A 14,351-nucleotide genomic window follows, 5' to 3' on the forward strand; every position below is an offset into this window, starting at 1 on the left:
GGCGCCCCTCGGTCCGCGGTCACCGGACGGTCGCCGCGGCCGCCTCCGCCGTCGCCAGCTCCGCCAGCGCTGCCGGCAACGGCTCCGTGTGGAGCACGCCCAGCCGTTGTGTCGCCCGGGTGAGCGCGACGTACAGGTCGCTGGCCCCGAACTCCACGGGTTCCACCACTATGACGGTGTCGAACTCCAGGCCCTTGGCCTGCCGTGGGCCGAGCACCACCACCGGGCGGGTCAGATCCGGGGAGGTCCCGCCGGATGCGTCCGGGAGCGCGGCGGACAGGGCCGCACAGCGGGAATCGGGCGCGATCACCGCGAGCCGCCCCTCCCCGGGCATCTCCCGTGCCACCGTCTCGGCCACCGCGCGGACCAGGTCATCGGTGCACCGCGCCCACGGACGCACGCCGGTGGACCGGATCGACCGCGGCGGTGCGAAGGAGGGGTCCGCGGACCGGGGCACCTGTGCCGCGACGTCCATGATCTCGGTCGGCGTACGGTAGTTGACGCCGAGCCTGACATGGTGCCAGCGGTCGCCGACGTACGGCGCGAGGATCGACTCCCACGCGCCGCAGCCACCCGGTTCGGCGGTCTGCGCCGGGTCACCGACCAGGGTCATCGAGCGGATCGGGCAGCGCCGCATCAACAGCCGCCAGGCCATCGCGGACAGCTCCTGCGCCTCGTCGACGATGACGTGGCCGAAGGCCCAGGTGCGGTCGGCCGCGGCACGTTCGGCGGCGGTGCGGTGGTCGGCCTCCTCCTGCCGGTCGGCGAGCGCTTCGGCGTCCACCAGGTCGTGCGCGGCCAGCACCTCCGAATCGTCGTCGTCGCGGTCCTCGAACTCCTGGGTACGGGAGCCGTAGGTGAGGTCGAGCACGCCCTGGGCGTAGGCGATCTCCTCCTGGCGTCGTGCCTCGGCGGCGGCGCGGGCGGCCGAGTCGTCGTCGCCGAGGAGCTCGGCGGCCTCGTCCAGCAGGGGGATGTCCGCGGGGGTCCAGCCGCCGGACGTGCGGCGGATGGTGTCCGCGTCGGCGTCGGGGAGATGGACGGGCTCGGCGAGGAAGTCGGCGACCAGCTGCTGAGGAGTGAGCGCCGGCCACAACTCCTCGATGGCGCCGTGCACTTCGGAGCTGACGGCGATCGCCTTGCCGAGCTGGGCGACGTCGTCGGGGCCGAGGAGGTTCGGCCCGCCGTAGGGGTCCGCGCCGATCCGTTCGGTGAGCTGCGTGGTGAGCGCGTCGATGACGTGGAAGGCGAAGTGCGGGCGGGCGAGGTTGTGCGGCAGGCCGGAGGCGCGGGCATGTCGGCGTGCCGCGCGCGCGAGGTCCGCGTCCAGCCGGAGTTCGCCGTCCTCGTGGTCGATCACGATCACCGGGTCGGGCAGGGTCTGACGGTCCCGTACGAAGTGCGCCAGCGCATCCGCCATCGCCGCCCGGCCCTTGATCTCGGCGGCCTCGGCGGTGTCGGTGCCGGTGGCGGTCACGCCCGGGAAGAGCTCGTCGGGCGTGGCGAGCAGCACGCCCGTCTCACCGAGCGCGGGCAGCACCTCCCCGATGTAGCTGAGGAAGGCCGGGTTCGGCCCGACGATCAGCACGGCGCGGCGGGCCAGTTGTTCCCGGTGCGCATAGAGCAGATACGCGGCGCGGTGCAGCGCGACGACGGTCTTGCCGGTGCCGGGCCCGCCCTCCACGACGAGGATGCCGTCGTGCGGGGCACGGATGATGGCGTCCTGCTCCGCCTGGATGGTCTGCACGATGTCGTGCATCCGTCCGCTCCGCGCGGCGTCGAGCGCGGCCAGCAACACGGCGTCCGCGTCGCTGCCTTCATGGCCGGTGCGTACGGCGTCGGCGAGGTCGAGGATCTCGTCGTGCAGGGCGGTGACCCTCCGGCCCTCGGTGGTGAGGTGACGCCTGCGGCGCAGCCCCATGGGGGTGTGCCCGGTGGCGAGGTAGAACGGCCGGGCGACCTCGGCCCGCCAGTCGATGACCAGCGGAGTGCGCTCCGGGTCGTCGCGCCGGATTCCGATGCGGCCGATGTGGTGGTCCCGGCCGTCGCGGAAGGCCAGCCGGCCGAAGCACAGGCCGTGTTCGCCGGCGTCGAAGGCGGCGAGCAGCCCGGACTGTTCGGCCACCAGCACATCGCGCTCCAGCCGTGCCTGGGCGTTGTTCCCTTCCCGCGGCAGGGCTTCGGACACCGTCGCCGCCGCCCCGGTCCGCATTTCCGCGAGGCGTTCATAGAGCAGATCGATGAATTCCTGCTCGCGCCGCAATTCCTCGTTTGACAATTCGGCTCCGCTCGGATAAAGTTCGGATAGAAGTTGGGCTTCAGGTTGTGAATCTACGCAGACACAGAAGCCCTCAATATACGCAGAGAAATACCCCGGCTGTCAATTCAGTCCGGGGTATTTCTCTATCCGTATCCGAGCAGGGCGCGCCGCCGGGTTCCGGGGCACTCGCCTGAGGGCGCCGGCACCCCGAGGAGCTCGGGGTGCCGGCTAAGGCGGCGCAAGGCCGGGTGGCCCAGGGTGATCCAGCGGGTCAGCGGGCGTGCGCGACGTCCACGATCAGCTGGTGACCGGACCGGAGCACCCGGAACGGGAGCTTGGCGCGGACGCCCAGGCCGACCTGGGTCTGCCCTTCGAAGCTCGCCCCGAACTTGGTGTCCCGGAACGTCTTGTATCCGCTGATGTTCACTCCCGGCAGCGACTTGCCGGCCGACCCGCGGTAGGTCTGCTTGCCCGTCGCCGGGTCATAACTGGGTGCGGACACATAGATCTCCAGAATGGCGCCGCCCTTGACCGGTATCTTCTCGCCCGAGCCGTCCTGGTGGAACGCGTCGACGTAGCCGACGTGGTAGCCGAGCTTGCCGGTGGCACCGCCGATGTCGAAGACCATGCGGTCGTAGCACGCGTTGCGTCCGGTCCTGATGTTCGTAAGCGGTGCGGCGTTCGCGTCCGTGGCGGACTTGTTGCCGCTGCCCCAGACGGTCGAACAGGCCGCGGACGGCGCGGCCTTGCCCGCCGGCCCGGTCGCGGCGCCGGCCACACCGGCCGTCCCCGCCACCCCGGCGCCCGCGAGCACGAACGCCGCCGCCACTGTCCCCCACCGTCGCATGTCTTACCTCCAGAGAAATCTGAGCACAATTGCGTGCGGTAGGACGCGCGGAGGGGTGACGGAGTTGTGCGCCGGCCTGCTTTTGGCCGAGAAGAGCCACGGTGTCGCGAAAGCGGAGGTGTGGGTGGCGGAGCCGACTACTCGCTGCCCAGTCGTCGCCGGGCCTGTGGGGCACGACAGTCAGACATCGACCACTTCGACGCTCACGCCCCTGCGCTCGAATTCGGCCAACTCCCCGGCCGGCGTACCGCGGTCCGTGACGACCCGGTCGTACTGGCCGATGTCGCCGTAGGCATGGGTGGCGGACTTGCCGAACTTGGTGTGGTCCACCAGCAGCAGCGACCGCTGGGCACTGTCCAGCATGGCTTCCTTGATCTCGGCGTAGTCGCGCATCGGGTGGAAGAGCCGGCCGCCGAGCACGGACACGGCCGACATCACCGCGAGATCGGCCCGCAGACGGCCGAGGGCGCGCAGCACCTCGGGGCCGACGCAGGAGCCGAATTCCCCGCGGTAGCGGCCGCCGAGGAGGGTGACATCGGCGCCGGGTGTGTCGTCGAACAGCCGGGCCACGCCGAGGGAGTTGGTGACGACGGTGACCGCCTCGGTTCGGGCGATCCGCGCCGCGAGCGGGAAGACCGTGGTGGAGTCGTCGAGCACGAGGGTGCTGCCGGGCCGGATCTCCTCGGCGACGGCGGCGCACAGCGCCTCCTTCACCGGGAGGTTCACCCCGAGACGGAAGCGGGTGGCGGTCTCCATGGTGAGGGTCGGGAACGGCGCGGCCCGCCCGCGTTCCTTGCGCAGCAGCCGGCGTTCGGCGAGCTGGTCCAGATCCCGGTGCATGGTCGCCAGACTGACCCCGAAGCGTCGGGCCAGTTCGTCGATGCGCACTTCGCCGTGCTCGACGACATGGGCCAGCACGTCCTGCCGTCGCCGGTCGACCTCGGCCAGCGACGACCGTGTGGAAGCCATCGGGGCCGCCCCTTTCCGGTCGGACAGCGGCAGCGCGGCTACCGCTGCGGGTGCACTACGGCCTTCACCGCGGTCGCGTCGTGGGTGGCGACGGTCAGTGCGCTCTCGGCCTCGGCAAGACCGTAGCTGTGGGAGACGAGGGAGTCGAGCCGGACCGCTCCCGACTGCACCAGGGCCGTCGCGGCAGGCCAGGTGTGGGCGTAGCGGAACACGCCGGTCACCTCCAGTTCGTGGTGCTGCACCCGGCTCACCGGCAGCGGCACCTCGTCACCGCCCATGCCGATCAGCACCACCCGGCCGGCCCGGCCCACCGTACGGATCGCCTCGCTGCTGACCGCGGGGACGCCGGAGCACTCCAGCAGGACGGTGGGCGTGAACTCCGCCTCGTGCAGCGGGTTCCGGGAGACATCGAGGGCGGTGGCGCCGGCGGCCCGGGCGAGTGCGAGACGGTGCGGGAGGACATCGGTGACCAGCACCTCCCCCGCGCCGAAGGCCCGTGCCGTCTGGGCGGCGACCAGGCCGATCGGGCCCGCGCCGGTGATCAGTACGCGGTCGCCGGGGGCCACCCGAGCCTTGCGGCAGGCCCAGACGGCCACGGACAGCGGTTCCAGCAGGGCGGCCTCCTCGACGGTGAGGGAGTCGGGGACCTCATGGGCGAAGTCCTGCTGCACGGCCAGGTATTCGCAGAAGGCGCCGTCGACCGGCGGGGTGGCGAGGAAGCGCATACCGGGGCACAGGTTGTAGCGGCCCGCACGGCATTGTGCGCAGCTGCCACAGGGAGTGCCGGGCTCGATGGAGACGCGCCGGCCCTTCCGGTCCGCATCGGCGCCCGGACCGCAGGCGACCACCGTGCCGGCCGCTTCGTGCCCCAGGACGAGCGGCTCGCGCACGACGAAGTCGCCGATCCGTCCGTGCCGGTAGTAGTGCACGTCCGAGCCGCAGGTCCCGACCGCCTCGACGCGTACCAGGACCTCTCCGGGGCCGGGGACCGGGACGGGGCGTTCCTCGATGCTCAGCTGCCCGGGCCCGTGCAGTACGACGGCACGCATGGTGGCGGGAATCGCGGAGGTGACGGTCATGGCGGGCTCACGGCTCCCTGGGGGTGTGGAGGACAGGGGTGTCGTGGGGGCCGGTGCCGGACCGGCGGGCCGGCACCGGCCCCCTGGGCTTCCGCACGCTACCCCTTCTTTTGCTATCAGTGAAGCCTTTACTTCGCACAAAATGCGAGAAGACTTGCGCCGACTCCCCGTAGGCCGACACCTGCGTGCCCCTCCTTCTCCCGACCCGGCCTCGGAGGGCTCCTGCGCAGCACCACGCACGTCTGCCGACCCTCGGCCCACTCCTCCCCCGGCGGGTCCCCTCGGGCTCAGGCCGATGCCTGCGCCGCGGCACGCCGGCGGGCGGCCGCGGCCCGCGCCGGGTCGCCGAGTTGGTCCGCCAGCCGGGCCTTGGCAAACCAGTTGTACGGGCAGACCGGGCGCAGCCGGCTCCGTTCGCTGAGCAGGGTCCCGGCAAGTGCGGTGCGGCCTGCGCGCAGGGAGGCCTCGACCAGGGTCCGCTGGATCGCGTCCCGCTGGGCGTGGCTGCCGCCGAAGTCGTTCAGCCGGTGACGGACGGGCAGCAGCAGATCGGTGGCCCGGTCGTACTCCTGCCGTCCGTAGGCGATCAGTGCGCGGCACACGGGCAGCCCGATCCCGGCCGTCATCGCACGGTTGGCACCGCCGGACTCCCCCGCCAGCCAGTCTTCCCGTTCCTGAACCAGGCGCTCTGCCCGCGCGATACGACCCGCCCCCACATAGGCCATGACCGCATGGGCGTCGTTGAAGGCGTAGTGGGGGCCGTCATCACGGCTCTCCCAGGCGTCCGCGAGCCGGGCCCATCGGGCGCTCTGTTCTTCCTCGGCCAGATACAGGCGCCACAACAGGGCCGCGGCGTCCAGCAGTTCCATCGCCACCCCCTCCGACCGGTCGTGGTGGAGGGCGGCGTCGTAGATCTCCAGCACCCGGGCGGTGTCGCCGGACTCCAGGGTGAACAGGGCGTAGTGCCACCAGTTGTGGACGGTGAGCAGGCTGCCCTTCGCCCAGTCCTCCGTACGGGCGTCGAGGAAGCGGATACCGTCCGTGAAGCGTCCCCGCATCTCATAGGTGTGCACCACGCTGTGGATCCCCCACACGTCGCCCGGATGCTGCGCGAGAGCCGCGAGGCCGACCTCCTCGGCGCGTGCGTAGTGGCCGGACTCCTCCAGGCCGAACGCGTACATGCCGAGCAGCGGCCCGTGGTGCGGATCGTCGTCCGGCCAGGCGTCGAGCGCTCCGCCGATGCGGTCGCGGAGGCGCTGGGCGTCCCCGGTGAGGAAGTCGTGCTGGTGGCCCGCGAAGAGCGCCAGCGCATCGCGCGGGAAGGCGATGCTGAGCTCGCCGAGAGTGCGGCCGGCGCCGTACAGATCGCCGTCCAGCCATGCCGTCGCGGCGGCGAGATGCATCCGCTCCCGGGTCGTGAGCCGCTCGGTGTCCAGGCCGGAACGGAAGCGCAGGAAGGCGTCCCGTGCCGCGGCCGCGTCCTTCTGCTCGGTTCCCAGCACGCCCAGATACGCGGCCAGCACCTGCCCCATCGCCGACCGCGGCGAGGCGGCCAGGACCGACCGTGCCGTCTCCGCGACCCGGGGCCGGAAGAACATCAGGTCGTCCAGGGCCTGTTCGTACTGGACCACGGCCTCGGTGCCGGTGTCGCTCATCGGGTGTCCGTGTCGGTCCGCTGTCACGGTGACTCCTGCGGGGAGAGTACGGGGGATCCGGGATGCCGGCCGGTGCACCCGGTTGCCGGCTGCCGCTGGGTCCCTATGGTTACCCACTCCGCGGCAGGAGAGACGGAGCCAGGGCACGCAGGACGCCTTTCGTTTGCGTACGGAGGCGAGGGCCGGCCGGAGCCGATTCCGGTCCCCGGCGCCTGCCGACAGACACCGGGCACGGCCTGCACCTCGGGTGCTGCCGAGCTCCGCGCCCCGGCGGAAACACCCGCTTCATCTGCGAGGACCGCGCGGGAAACACGCCCTGCCTACTGTCCCGGCCATGAACTCAGGACCGGAAGCGTTGACAGTTCCCGACAGCGGCCGACAGCCCCCGCAGACCGAGGCATCCGCCGACGGAGCGGTCAACGAAACGCTGGAGGATTACACCCTCCGGTTCGCGCCGCGCAGTTACCGCCGTTGGACACCGATGGTGGTGGCGACCACGGCGCTGGGCGGCATCGCGTACATGGCCGACTTCTCGATCGGTGCGGGCATCGGGCTCACCCATGGCACCGCGAACGCGCTGACCGCGATCCTCGTCGCCGCCGTGGTCATCTTCGTCACCGGCTTCCCGCTCGCCTACTACGCGGCGCGCTACAACATCGACCTGGACCTCATCACCCGGGGCTCGGGCTTCGGTTACTACGGTTCGGTCCTGACCAGTGTCATCTTCGCCAGCTTCACCTTCATCTTCTTCGCCCTCGAAGGCTCGATCATGGCGCAGGGACTGAAGCTGGGCCTCGGCCTGCCGTTGTGGCTGGGGTATGTGGTCTCGACCTGCATGGTGATCCCGCTGGTCATCTACGGGATGAAGGCCCTGAGCAAGCTCCAGGTCTGGACGACGCCCCTCTGGTTGCTGCTGATGGTGGGGCCGCTGCTGTATCTGGTCAGCACCGATCCCGGCACGGTGCACACCTTCCTGTCGTATACGGGCTCCCACGGCGGCAGCGGCATCGACGCCGCCTCGGTCCTGCTGGGCGCGGGCGTGTGCCTGTCCCTGATCGCGCAGATCGGCGAACAGGTCGACTACCTGCGCTTCATGCCGCCCAAGACGGAGCAGAACCGGCGCACATGGTGGACGGCCGTGGTACTGGCCGGCCCCGGGTGGGTGGTGCTCGGCGCACTCAAGCAGGCCATCGGGGTCTTCCTCGCCGTCTACGTCCTCGCAAAAGCGGGACCGGCCTCGGCGACCGAGCCGATCCACCAATTCACCGGCGCCTTCGCGGCCATGATGCCGACCTGGCTGGTCATCCCGCTGGCGGTGGTCCTGGTCGTGATCAGCCAGATCAAAATCAACGTGACCAACGCCTACTCCGGTTCGCTGGCCTGGACGAACTCGTTCACCCGGGTCACCAAGCACTATCCGGGCCGGCTGGTGTTCGTCCTCGCCAACCTGGCCTGTGCGCTCCTGCTGATGGAAGGGGACATGTTCAGCTTCCTCAACAACATCCTCGGGTTCTATGCCAACTGCGCCATCGCCTGGATCGTCACCGTCGCCACCGACATCATGGTCAACAAGTACCTGCTGAAGCTCTCCCCGCAGGCCCCCGAGTTCCGCCGCGGCATGCTCTACGCGGTCAACCCCGTCGGCGTGGTGTCCTTCGTCGCCGCGTCCGGCCTGTCGATCGCCCTGTACTTCCATGCGCTCGGGGACGCGCTCCAGCCGTACTCCCCCGTCGCGGCCGCCCTGATCGCCTTCGTCCTCACCCCGGTGCTGGCCGTCCTGACCAAGGGCCGGTTCTACCTGCGGCGCACCACGGACGGGATCGACGCCCCGCTGCTGGACGCGGAGGGCAACCCCAGCTCGGCCACGTACGCATGCCATGTGTGCCGGCAGGAATTCGAGCGCCCGGACCTCGCCGCCTGCCCCAGTCATGACGGGGTGGTCTGCTCGCTGTGCCTGAGCACCGACCGGACCGGCGCCCATGTACTGCCCGCGGCCCCGGCCTGACGCGGGGAGCGCTCCCGGGTGCTGACTCCGGCGGGACGGCGCGGCCCGACTCGTACCGCCCATCACACCGGTTGTCCGCTTGCCCGCCCGGCCGTCAACACCGGCGGCCATATCACCTAAAAGTCTGCTCTTCGGGCGTGGCGTCTCTGGAGGACGGCCCGGCGGGGAACGACAGCCCCTGTACGGGCGGCTCCCAGCCGTGGCGCCGGTGCCTTCAGGGGTGCGACGCCAGGGGCCGCCGTTCCTCCACCAGTAAGGAGACGGATCGATGGCTCACCGGATCAAGAGCGCCCTCGTCACCGCCGGCACCTGCGCCCTCGTCCTCGGCGGCGCCGGTCTGGCCACCGCCGACAGCGGTGCCTCGGGGGCAGCACTCGACTCACCCGGCATCGTTTCCGGAAATTCCGTCCAAGTGCCCGTCCATGTTCCGGTCAACCTCTGCAACAACACCATCAGCGTCATCGGAGCGCTCAACCCCGCTTTCGGTACGCCCTGCTTCGGCGGCTGACGCCCGGCGGACAGGTGTCGGCCGAGGCATCAGCCGACCTCGGCACCGTGCCGACCGAAGTGCCGATGGCCCCCGGTGATGTCACCGGGGGCCACGTCATGCGGGGCCGGAGTCACTGCCCGGAAATACGGTGCGCGGCGGGCTCACCCCACGCGGCCGACGCGACCAGGGAGGTCCGGCTCTATGCTGAAGACAATGTTTGCACCTCAGGGCCCCACCCTCCGTGAACTCGCCGTCCAGGCGCTGTCCTCCGTCGAGCGCGGATACGACCTGCTCGCCCCGAAGTTCGACCGCACTCCGTTCCGGACCCCGGATGCGGTGCTGGCCCCGGTTTCGCGGGCACTGCGCGAGCTCGAGCCGTTCGACAGCGGTCTCGACCTGTGCTGCGGGACCGGCGCGGGCATGGGCGTCCTGCGGCAGGTCTGCCGGGAGCGGGTCACCGGTGTCGACATCAGCGCGGGAATGCTCGCCGCGGGCCGAGCCCGTGCAGGGGTGACGGCGACCGCACCGCGGGTCGAGTGGGTACGCGCGGATGCCCGGGCCCTCCCCTTCGGACCGGTCTTCGACCTCGCGGTGAGCTTCGGCGCGTTCGGGCATTTCCTGCCCCGCGAGCGGCCGGAGCTGTTCGCGCAGGTCCACTCCGTGTTGCGCCCCGGCGGCCGGTTCGTCTTCCCTATCGCGGCTCCCGCCCGGCCGGGGTCGTTGGGCTACTGGACGCTGCTGGCTTTCGACGCGGCGATGCGGGTCCGCAATGCGCTGTGGCACCCGAGCTTCGTCATGTACTACCGGACGTTCCGGCTCGCCGACGTGCGTGCGGAGCTGACCCGGACCGGATTCGATGTGGAGCTGCAGGCGCTGCCGGAACTCGGCCGGCGCCCCGACGGCAGCCCGCGGTGCCGCCTGGTGGTGGCCACCCGGGCCCGGTGACCGTACCGCGGCGCCTCCCGCCCGCGGGCCCCGGCGAGGGCCCGTACCGTCACCAGCGCACCCCGGTGAAGTCGACGGGCTGCGGCTGCAGCTTCGCGGTACGGGCCGCCAACCGGGCGAGGCGGCGGGCCATCTCCGCCGCGGGGAGCCGCTTGCGGTCGCCGTGGCCGGGCAGCACCCACTCGAAGCGCAGCCGCGGGGCGGTCCGCGCCAGGGAGGCGGCCAGTTCCACGATCGAGTACCAGGTGACGGAGGCGGCCACCTCCAGGTCGGCGGTGGTGCGCGACCAGTAGAAGCTGTCGCCGCTGAAGCAGTACCGCTCATCGGCAAGGTAGAGCACGCTGCCGCGCGTATGGCCGGGAAGCGGATACGCCAGGACCCCGGCGCCGATCTCGACCGGCTCGGTGCCCCGTATGACGCGGTCCGCGTCCGGTGCGGCATCGAGATCGCCCTCGTGGATCCAGAGCCGGGCCCCGAACCGGTCGGCGTAGCGGCGGCCGTGTGCGGCGTGGTCCTGGTGGGTGAGCAGGACGTCGGTGACGGGGCCCAACGCCTCGTACCGGCTGGCCAGTTGCTCGCTCCAACGGGGAGTGTCGATCATCATCGTGGTTCCGTCGACGCGGTGCAGCAGATAGGCGTTGGCGCCTGCCGTATGGCGGGAATTGTGGCCGCAGAGGTGGACGGCGTCGTCCAGGGCGAGGGGAAACGGGTCGAGTTCGGGGCTGAGGCGCTGGCCGGAATGCCGGATCGACCGGGTGTGGCAGGCGAAGGCGGCCGCATGCAGTTGCCGGGCCTCCGCGTCGCTCTGCGGCTGCCGGGTCACTTCCGCGCGCCCGTTCTTCTCGCTGATCACATCGGGGGCGAGTTGCCGGGCGACATCGCAGTTGGTGCAGCGTTCGTCGACGTACCAGCCCTCGCCGGCCCCCTCGTCCGGTGCCGTTTCGGCTAACAGGTCGTTCGTCATGACGGTCCGTCCTTCTGGTCGGGGTGGGCATGAGTGAGCGGCTGATGCGCGCCGACCTCAGGACTACCCCTCGGGGGACCGAAAGCGGAAGGGCGGGCGGACCTTGTGCTTTGCGTACGGAACGTCTCTCCCGGCCCGGCGATCGAACCCGCGAGGCGAGGCGCTTTATGGAGATATAGCAGGTCAGAAGGTCCGGAGGTTCGACGTGTCCGGCCTCCCTGCGCCCGTGTCGGTCCGGACGCCCCGCCACCGGCCCATGGCGGGGCGCCCGTACGGTTCAGGCTGCCGCCCGGAGCCCGGCAGCGAGCCGCTGGAGGGTCACGCGCATGGCGGCGCGATTGCGTGCGGCGCGCCGGGCGGGCGGGGTTCCGGTGAAGAGCAGTCCCAGCGTCTCGGCAACCCGGCGACGCCATCCGCGGCGACGCTGGTCGACCCAGTATTCGGTGACGTGGGTCCCCTCCCCCGCCGGGGTCAGACGGTAGCCCCAGCGCGCCACGGGCAGGCCGAAGGTGGTGACGTCGAAGGCGAACTCCCGGCCGGGGTCGGCGACGACGATCCGGCACGTGGTGAACCAGACCCAGCAGGCCTTGCGGTTGATCCCGACGAAGCGCTCCCCGCGCGGCCACACCCCGATGACCTCCGTGCTCCACTCCGTCATCCGCCGGACGTCCGCGAGGGCCGCGTAGACGGTCTGCGGCGGGAAGGGAACCTCCAGGGACTCCTGCACGCTCCACACCCGGGCGGTCACCGGCGGCCCGCCCATGTCGGCGAGCCGTGCGTCCGGGCCGTGACGACCGCCGCGGCATCGCGGACGAGACCGGCGACGGCCCCCGTATCGGCGAGGCTGGTGAGGTGCCCGCACCCGGGCAGCAGGAACAGCCGGCCGTCGCGGCAGGCCGTGAGGAAGTCCCGTTCGTCGCGGCGGAAGTGGTCGTGCTCGCCGTTGACCAGCCAGACCGGGCCCGGATACGCGGCGAGCGATGCGAGGGTGTCCGTCTCGCACACGGCCTTGATGACGCTCGACGCGGTCCCGGAGCTCAGGCCCCCGGCGACCAGGGCCTCTCCCGCGGGCCCGGGGAGGGCCTGGCGGAAGGCGAATGCGCTGAGCCGATCGGCTCGTCGGGGATATCTGACTGCCAGCCGGCCTGCTGCCTTGTAGGTGGCGGCGAACAGACCGCTCGGCTGCGTGGAACAGCCCATCGCGACCAGGCCGAGGACCCGGTCCGGGTGGGCTCCGGCGGTGGCCGTGGCGACGAAGCCGCCCAGGGACAGCCCCACGAGCAGGGCCCGGCCGCCGAGTTCGTCGATGGCGTCGGCAACCGCCGCCACGGCGCCGGCGACAGTGAAGGGTTCACCTCGCCGGCTGCCGTGGCCGGGCAGGTCGGGTGCCGCGGTGGGGTGGTCTTTCCCGATGGCTTGGATCACGGGTTGCCACATCGCGCCGCTCACACGCAGACCGTGCACGAACACGAGGGGCACCCCGGCTTCTTGGGACTCCATGTGCGGCACGCTACCTGAAATGCAACGCAACGTTGCGTTGTTTTTCTATGCTAGTCTCTCCCCCATGAGCGAGGAGCGGCACGGAACACGACGGAGCGGCGGCCCACGGAAGGCGCAGGAGATCTTCGACGCCACCCTGGATCTGCTCGCGGAGAAGGGCTACGAGGGCCTGACCATCGAGGGGGTGGCCCAGCACTCCGGCGTCAACAAGACCACGATCTACCGTTGGTGGCCGTCCAAGGGCGCACTCCTGGGCGCGGCACTCATCGGCGCCCGCCAACTCGACCTCGCACCGCCCGACACCGGAAGCCTCCAAGGAGACCTGGAGGCCCTGCTGCACACCATCGCGACCCTGCTCACCACGCCGCCGGCCTCCGACATCGCCGTCGCCGTACTGGGCGCCGCCACCCACAGCGCCGAACTCGCCGCCCACGTCAAGGACTTCTTCGCCGACCGGATCGCCCGCGAGGAACCCGTCTTCACCCGGGCCGCGGCACGCGGCGAACTCCCGCCGGACGCGGACCCGATGCTCCTGGTGGACCTGCTGGCCGGGGCCGCCTGGATCCGTGTCGTACTCCGCCAACTCCCGCTGGAGAAGGACTTCGTGTCGCGCACCGTGCGCACCGTCCTGGAGGGCGCACGCGCCGCTGGTTGAGGCCTGACGCACCACCCGCCCAAGGGCGTCAGCGTACCTGACGTTACCTCCGGTACGCCCTTGTACGGCACCTGTTCGATCATCAACTACAACTTTGCCAATTATTGGTGTAGTTGACGGAGATTTCACTCCAGGCTCAAACTCAACAGCGGCGAACTCCACACCGGACTCGTCGCTTCCACGAGGCTGGGCGAGAGGCAACAGCAAGATGACGAACAACAGAGTGACCCGTCGCGGACGCCGGCTGATGGCGCTGACCACGGCGTCACTGGGGCTGGTTGCAGCGATGGCCGTGCCGGCCGCCGCCGCGGACGACGGGCCCGCCCGGGAGCAGCTCATAGCTGACTGTGCTTCCGGCGAAGGCAAGTGCAGCTTCAACGAGCCGACGCTCGGCAAGGCGTATCTCGGAGACTTCCGTCAGGTCTCCAACTCGCTCTACAACTGCAGCACTTCGGATGCCACGCAGTCGATGGGCTGGTCGGACACCGTGGGCTCCACGGATTCCGCCGGGGTGTCCGTCACGGCCGGCGGAAAGATCGCCGGTCTGATCGATCTGAGCGTCACCGCGACCTACAGCCACACCTGGTCGAGCTCGCACACCGAGAACAGCTCGCTGAACATGACGGTCAAGCCCGGCGAGGTGGGCTGGATCTCCCGGGCCCAGGTCATGCAGACCGTCTCCGGCACCTGGCAGACGCACTACGACAGCCCGAAGTGGGGCCACTACTTCTGGTTCGTGCCGGACAAGGTCACCGGCCCCGCGGCCAACGGGACGGACGGTCAGAGCAACGCCGTGACCGTCAAGACCCGCAAGATGACCACTGCGGAGAAGAAGTCCTGCTCGGCGGGCGCGAAGAAGGGGCGGGCGTTCGTGGTGAAGCGCTGACCACAGTGCAGGAGTGCGGCTGAACGGACGCGCGACTTCACGCATCCGGCAGGGGCGCCGCGATCGCTCCGCCGGCCGCAGTGCCTCCCGGCGCCC

Annotated in this window: 13 protein-coding genes; 5 read left to right on the top strand and 8 right to left on the bottom strand. The window is 70.8% G+C overall.

What is annotated here, in order from left to right; all coding sequences use genetic code 11:
- Positions 1–19: 19 nt before the first annotated feature.
- The 5 genes from BKA18_RS01640 to BKA18_RS01660 form a co-directional block, all read right to left on the bottom strand.
- A complete protein-coding gene (locus tag BKA18_RS01640) occupies positions 20–2,263 on the bottom strand; it encodes a HelD family protein (protein ID WP_366043894.1) in 2,244 nt (747 codons plus the stop codon).
- Positions 2,264–2,531: 268 nt separating this feature from the next.
- Positions 2,532–3,107, bottom strand: coding sequence for an AMIN-like domain-containing (lipo)protein (locus BKA18_RS01645; protein WP_366043780.1), 576 nt, complete (start codon positions 3,105–3,107; stop codon positions 2,532–2,534).
- 180 nt (positions 3,108–3,287) lie between these two features.
- A complete protein-coding gene (locus BKA18_RS01650) occupies positions 3,288–4,076 on the bottom strand; it encodes a DeoR/GlpR family DNA-binding transcription regulator (protein WP_366043781.1) in 789 nt (262 codons plus the stop codon).
- Between the two features lie 38 nt (positions 4,077–4,114).
- Positions 4,115–5,155: an NAD(P)-dependent alcohol dehydrogenase gene (locus BKA18_RS01655; protein ID WP_366043782.1), complete on the bottom strand. Its 1,041-nt coding sequence runs from the start codon at positions 5,153–5,155 to the stop codon at positions 4,115–4,117.
- A 287-nt stretch (positions 5,156–5,442) separates the two neighbouring features.
- A complete protein-coding gene (locus BKA18_RS01660; protein WP_429638102.1) occupies positions 5,443–6,837 on the bottom strand; it encodes a tetratricopeptide repeat protein in 1,395 nt (464 codons plus the stop codon).
- 307 nt (positions 6,838–7,144) lie between these two features.
- Between BKA18_RS01660 and BKA18_RS01665 the strand changes: the two genes are divergently transcribed.
- From BKA18_RS01665 to BKA18_RS01675, 3 genes are all read left to right on the top strand, one after another.
- Positions 7,145–8,815 carry a purine-cytosine permease family protein gene (locus tag BKA18_RS01665; protein WP_366043783.1) on the top strand — a complete coding sequence of 557 codons (1,671 nt, stop codon included), beginning with the start codon at positions 7,145–7,147 and terminating at the stop codon, positions 8,813–8,815.
- A gap of 268 nt (positions 8,816–9,083) precedes the next feature.
- The gene (locus BKA18_RS01670; protein WP_006606967.1) at positions 9,084–9,323 is read left to right on the top strand and encodes a chaplin; all 240 of its coding nucleotides are present in this window, start codon (positions 9,084–9,086) and stop codon (positions 9,321–9,323) included.
- A 195-nt stretch (positions 9,324–9,518) separates the two neighbouring features.
- On the top strand, positions 9,519–10,250 hold the full coding sequence (locus BKA18_RS01675; protein WP_366043784.1) for a class I SAM-dependent methyltransferase: 732 nt from the start codon (positions 9,519–9,521) through the stop codon (positions 10,248–10,250).
- Between the two features lie 49 nt (positions 10,251–10,299).
- Here BKA18_RS01675 and BKA18_RS01680 read toward each other — a convergent pair whose 3' ends face one another.
- The 3 genes from BKA18_RS01680 to BKA18_RS01690 all read right to left on the bottom strand — a co-directional run bounded on the left by BKA18_RS01680 (position 10,300) and on the right by BKA18_RS01690 (position 12,714).
- On the bottom strand, positions 10,300–11,214 hold the full coding sequence (locus tag BKA18_RS01680) for an MBL fold metallo-hydrolase (protein ID WP_366043785.1): 915 nt from the start codon (positions 11,212–11,214) through the stop codon (positions 10,300–10,302).
- Between the two features lie 277 nt (positions 11,215–11,491).
- Entirely contained in the window at positions 11,492–11,941 is a 450-nt protein-coding gene (locus BKA18_RS01685; protein WP_429638103.1) for an SRPBCC family protein, read from the bottom strand.
- Positions 11,942–11,958: 17 nt separating this feature from the next.
- Positions 11,959–12,714: an alpha/beta fold hydrolase gene (locus BKA18_RS01690; protein WP_366043786.1), complete on the bottom strand. Its 756-nt coding sequence runs from the start codon at positions 12,712–12,714 to the stop codon at positions 11,959–11,961.
- A 64-nt stretch (positions 12,715–12,778) separates the two neighbouring features.
- On the opposite strand from BKA18_RS01690, the gene BKA18_RS01695 reads away from it, so the two are divergent.
- Positions 12,779–13,369, top strand: a complete 591-nt coding sequence (locus BKA18_RS01695) for a TetR/AcrR family transcriptional regulator (RefSeq protein ID WP_366043787.1) — start codon at positions 12,779–12,781, stop codon at positions 13,367–13,369.
- 208 nt (positions 13,370–13,577) lie between these two features.
- Positions 13,578–14,255, top strand: coding sequence for a hypothetical protein (locus BKA18_RS01700; protein WP_366043788.1), 678 nt, complete (start codon positions 13,578–13,580; stop codon positions 14,253–14,255).
- The last annotated feature ends 96 nt before the right edge of the window (positions 14,256–14,351 follow it).

The organism is Streptomyces auratus, from assembly GCF_050433025.1.
Classification (GTDB): Bacteria; Actinomycetota; Actinomycetes; order Streptomycetales; family Streptomycetaceae; genus Streptomyces; species Streptomyces sioyaensis.

What these genes read in the sequence shown, in the direction of transcription:
- BKA18_RS01670 (WP_006606967.1), top strand. Translation starts at nt 9,084, where the DNA reads ATGGCTCACCGGATCAAGAGCGCCCTCGTCACCGCCGGCACCTGCGCC.
- BKA18_RS01650 (WP_366043781.1), bottom strand. Translation starts at nt 4,076, where the DNA reads ATGGCTTCCACACGGTCGTCGCTGGCCGAGGTCGACCGGCGACGGCAG.
- BKA18_RS01700 (WP_366043788.1), top strand. Translation starts at nt 13,578, where the DNA reads ATGACGAACAACAGAGTGACCCGTCGCGGACGCCGGCTGATGGCGCTG.
- BKA18_RS01645 (WP_366043780.1), bottom strand. Translation starts at nt 3,107, where the DNA reads ATGCGACGGTGGGGGACAGTGGCGGCGGCGTTCGTGCTCGCGGGCGCC.
- BKA18_RS01665 (WP_366043783.1), top strand. Translation starts at nt 7,145, where the DNA reads ATGAACTCAGGACCGGAAGCGTTGACAGTTCCCGACAGCGGCCGACAG.
- BKA18_RS01655 (WP_366043782.1), bottom strand. Translation starts at nt 5,155, where the DNA reads ATGACCGTCACCTCCGCGATTCCCGCCACCATGCGTGCCGTCGTACTG.
- BKA18_RS01695 (WP_366043787.1), top strand. Translation starts at nt 12,779, where the DNA reads ATGAGCGAGGAGCGGCACGGAACACGACGGAGCGGCGGCCCACGGAAG.
- BKA18_RS01690 (WP_366043786.1), bottom strand. Translation starts at nt 12,714, where the DNA reads ATGGAGTCCCAAGAAGCCGGGGTGCCCCTCGTGTTCGTGCACGGTCTG.
- BKA18_RS01675 (WP_366043784.1), top strand. Translation starts at nt 9,519, where the DNA reads ATGTTTGCACCTCAGGGCCCCACCCTCCGTGAACTCGCCGTCCAGGCG.
- BKA18_RS01680 (WP_366043785.1), bottom strand. Translation starts at nt 11,214, where the DNA reads ATGACGAACGACCTGTTAGCCGAAACGGCACCGGACGAGGGGGCCGGC.